This is a genomic window from Caballeronia sp., assembly GCF_049581465.1.
In the GTDB taxonomy this organism is placed as follows: domain Bacteria; phylum Pseudomonadota; class Gammaproteobacteria; order Burkholderiales; family Burkholderiaceae; genus Caballeronia.
The window spans coordinates 1-3,301 of sequence record NZ_JBAUSA010000586.1 but is presented as its reverse complement, the minus strand read 5'-3'; the positions used below and the strand labels follow the sequence as shown (position 1 = coordinate 3,301).

The 3,301-nt window shown below is 60.1% G+C and carries 3 protein-coding genes and 1 pseudogene; all 4 read left to right on the top strand.

Annotated features, from left to right (window positions below):
• Nucleotides 1-395: hypothetical protein (locus WCA53_RS14375; RefSeq protein ID WP_423911337.1), on the top strand; the 395-nt coding region annotated here is incomplete at its 5' end.
• A 210-nt stretch (nucleotides 396-605) separates the two neighbouring features.
• Nucleotides 606-821, top strand: coding sequence for a hypothetical protein (locus WCA53_RS14370; RefSeq protein WP_423911335.1), 216 nt, complete (start codon nucleotides 606-608; stop codon nucleotides 819-821).
• A 432-nt stretch (nucleotides 822-1,253) separates the two neighbouring features.
• Nucleotides 1,254-2,855: a peptide chain release factor 3 gene (locus tag WCA53_RS14365; RefSeq protein ID WP_423911333.1), complete on the top strand. Its 1,602-nt coding sequence runs from the start codon at nucleotides 1,254-1,256 to the stop codon at nucleotides 2,853-2,855.
• 166 nt (nucleotides 2,856-3,021) lie between these two features.
• A pseudogene (locus WCA53_RS14360) lies at nucleotides 3,022-3,301 on the top strand (ATP-binding protein); the annotation flags it as partial.

The following is a 3,301-nucleotide window of genomic DNA, read 5'->3' as shown; positions in this document are numbered from 1 at the left end:
ACATTCTTGGCGCCGCGATCGGCGTGACGCTGCTCTCTACACTGGGTCTGATCGGGCTTGGCGTGTCGCATCACGTGAGCTTGTTGAGCATCATGCCGTTGCTCGTAGCCAGCACGTTTTGCTTCGGGCTGGCCGCACCAAGCGCGGCGCAAGGCGCGCTCGATCCGGTGCCTGAACTTGCAGGCGTCGCGGGCGGCCTGCTGACCTCGGTCCAGATGCTGTGCGGCGCCGCGTCGAGTTCGCTGGTCGCGTTGCTGTTTCCGGTGCTTGGCATTCTTGCGATGAGCGGCGTAATGGCCGCGTGCGCATTGCTTGGCGCAACTGTGTGGATCTGGCTCGGGCGTAACGCGGGTTCTTGTGGCATCGCGGCCTCCGCAGTGTCGATGGCTCATTGAAACGTCGGCCCTATTTCATGACGGTTACTGAGTGTCCGGCGACGATGTGTGTGCACCGTCTGCGTGCAACGTTTCGCACGACGACATGATTTGATCGTGATCAAGTTTTACTTAAGCGCGTGTCAACACAGTACGCGATGAGGCGTTAAGCACGTACCGGCGATACCGAACGCCGTGCAGTCACACTTAACCACGAAGGGTCTTTCCGTCATGAAAAAGCAAATCGTTGCTGCATCTCTTGCTGCTTTGTTCTCCGTCGCCGTGTTTGCACAAGCATCGGCATCGGCACCGACTGCAGCTCCGGGTGCAACGGCCGACGCCGCAGCACCTGCTAGCACCACGCACAAGGCCAAGACGCATCACAAGAAGCATCACAAGCACACAGCAACGGCCGAGTCGATTCCGTCGTCGGCACCAAAGCCCTAAGCTTCACGCTTTGCGCGTGGTGTTCGAAGCCCGGTTTAGCCGGGCTTTTTTGCGTGCAGGCTTTTGGCAGGAAACGATCAGCGCCGCCAAACATTGAACCTGCGCTTGAACGGTCCCCTCAAGCACCAGCGGCGCGCACGCTTCGCCTCAATGGCGCCCGTCCTCCAATCCCCTCCGCATCCAGCACATCCCACGCGTCCCCCACGGTCCCTGGAAAGTGACGTTGTTTAAAAACCGAACCGTGACCACGTGTATCATCCACCCCACCCGGCTTTTCGCGTTGCCTCGTGTTGCCTTGTGTTCCCATTGAGCTTTTGGCCAGGGCATCCTATTCACCGCTGCGCGCCGATATTGCCCAAGGCGTCATCGCGCGGCCGCTGCTCAAGCGCGATTGAACCCGAACGCGCGCAACCCACAGTTATCTCTGCACCGATGTCAATCTCCGAACTCAAACGCCGCCGCACTTTCGCGGTCATTTCCCACCCGGATGCGGGCAAAACCACGCTGACCGAAAAGCTCCTGCTGTTTTCGGGCGCGATCCAGATCGCCGGCACCGTCAAGGGGCGCAAGAGCAGTCGCTACGCGACCTCCGACTGGATGGAAATCGAAAAGCAACGCGGCATCTCGGTCGCGAGCTCGGTGATGCAGTTCGAATACGGCAACGCCGTCATCAACCTGCTCGATACGCCGGGCCACGAGGATTTCTCTGAAGATACATACCGTGTACTGACCGCCGTCGATGCCGCCGTGATGGTGATCGATGGCGCGAACGGCGTCGAAGCGCAGACGCTCAAGCTGCTCGAAGTCTGCCGCAGCCGCCGCACGCCGATCGTCACCTTCATCAATAAGCTCGACCGCGAAGTGCGGCAGCCGCTCGAATTGCTAGACGAAATCGAGCAGCATCTGGGGGTGGCCGCGGTTCCGTTCACCTGGCCTATAGGCATGGGCAAGGAATTCCAGGGCGTCTACGACATCGTACGCGACCAGGTTCGCGTGTTTCGCGCCGGTCAGGACAAGGCGGGCGGCGACGTGGAAACCTTGCACGCGATCACCGACGAAGAGGGCGCCAAGCGTTTCGGTCCAAGCTGGGCGCGTGCCAAGGAAGAGGTCGAACTGATTACCGGCGCATCGCCCGCCTTCGATCGCGACCTGTTTCTGGCCGGTGAGCAATCGCCGGTTTTGTTCGGCTCGGCAATCAACAACTTCGGCGTAAAGGAAATTCTCGACGCGCTCGTCGATCTCGCGCCGCCGCCGTCCATGCGCATGACCGTACAGCGCCCCGTGCTGCCCGACGAGCCGCGTTTCACCGGCGTCGTGTTCAAAGTCCAGGCGAACATGGACCTGGCGCACCGCGACCGGGTGGCCTTTATTCGCGTATGTTCCGGGCATTTCGAGCGTGGCATGGCGTTGAAGGTGACGCGCACGGCCAAGACGTTCCGCGCGAATAACGTGGTGACGTTCCTGTCGCAACGTCGTGAAACGGTGAGCGACGCGTATCCCGGCGACATCATCGGCATTCCAAACCACGGCACGCTGAGCCTCGGCGACACGCTGACCGAGGGCGAGTTGCTCCAGTTCGTCGGCTTGCCGTTCTTCGCGCCGGAGATATTCCAGACCGTGGAAGTCGTCGATCCGATGCGCGCCAAGCAGCTCGGCGAAGCGCTTCGCCAACTCGGCGATGAAGGCGCAATCCAGGTGTTTCGTCCGGTGCTTGGTGGCTCGATGATTCTTGGCGCCGTCGGACAGCTTCAGTTCGAAGTGGTGTCGCACCGGTTGTCGACGGAATACAAGGTCGACGTGCGGATCATGCCGGCGCGCTATCGCATGTCGCGTTGGGTCACCTGCGACGACGCGGCCGAACTGCGTCGTTTCACCGATGCGTATTCGGCACGGATTGCGCTGGACGCATCGAATGCGCCGACCTATCTGGCGTCACACGTGTCCGAACTCGATGTCGCCAAGAAGGCGTGGCCGAAGATCGTTTTCAACGAATTGCGCGAGCATTCGGGGGCGCCGTTTCAGAAGGGGCTTTGAGAGGCTCAGGACGGCACCTCGCCGGGCTGGGCGTTCGTCAGGAAATGCAGTCTAAGCGGAAGCAGCTTGACGCACGACCCCGGCCATGAAGATAAAATCCTATAAAAATCATTGGCTTGCAAGCACAAAACCTGTAAGATAATTTTAATTATCTTACAGGATCGCCATGGCAGACTGGAGCTTTTACGGGCGGACCGAACCCCTGTCGGACCTGAGCCGTATCGTGAACGCGGGGCGCTGGTTCTTCTGTCGCATTGAAGGGCGCCGGCGGATTGGCAAGACAACGTTGATATCGCAGTTGGCGAAATCCAATGAATCTGTCTCCAACCATCTCGTCTACATGCAAGTTCCCGACTCGGATGAACGGGACGTAGCGGCCGCGTTCCAGCGGGCGCTATCGGACAGCGACCATATTCTTGCGAAAAGCCTGAGTGCGACGGTAACGA

What these genes read in the sequence shown, in the direction of transcription:
- WCA53_RS14370 (WP_423911335.1), top strand. Translation starts at nt 606, where the DNA reads ATGAAAAAGCAAATCGTTGCTGCATCTCTTGCTGCTTTGTTCTCCGTC.
- WCA53_RS14365 (WP_423911333.1), top strand. Translation starts at nt 1,254, where the DNA reads ATGTCAATCTCCGAACTCAAACGCCGCCGCACTTTCGCGGTCATTTCC.